At 41.3% G+C, this 375-nt stretch carries 1 rRNA gene; it reads right to left on the bottom strand.

From position 1 onward, the window contains the following. Window positions 1–21: 21 nt before the first annotated feature. Window positions 22–136: ribosomal RNA gene (gene rrf, locus PSH48_RS21065) — 5S ribosomal RNA — on the bottom strand. Between the last annotated feature and the right edge of the window lie 239 nt (window positions 137–375).

Below are 375 nucleotides of genomic sequence, written 5' to 3'. Positions count from 1 at the left end.
AACGGGTTTCTCTTATTTGGAGCCTGGCAATGTCCTACTTTCACATAGCAAATGCTACACTATCATCGGCGCTGTTTCGTTTCACTACTGAGTTCGGCATGGGGTCAGGTGGGTCCAAAACGCTATGTTTACCAAGCAAATTAGGTTCAAAGGAGTAATGACAAGCACGTAGTGCTACTATTTCCTTTGCGCAAGGTGCCTCAATGTTAACGCTACGCGCTAAGAGTCACCTCATAAATTTGGAAAATTCTGATAATATTTTTTAAGTCTAAGTATTTATCTACTCTAGCTATTAACTTCTGTCGCTTGTTTCTGTCACAAAACGCGTTTGGCGTTGTATGGTTAAGCCTCACGGGTAATTAGTACAAGTTAGCT

This window comes from Pseudoalteromonas sp. Angola-4 (assembly GCF_028599265.1).
Classification (GTDB): domain Bacteria; phylum Pseudomonadota; class Gammaproteobacteria; order Enterobacterales; family Alteromonadaceae; genus Pseudoalteromonas; species Pseudoalteromonas atlantica.
Note: the sequence above shows the minus strand (reverse complement) of the source record. Positions and strands in the feature narration are given on the sequence as shown.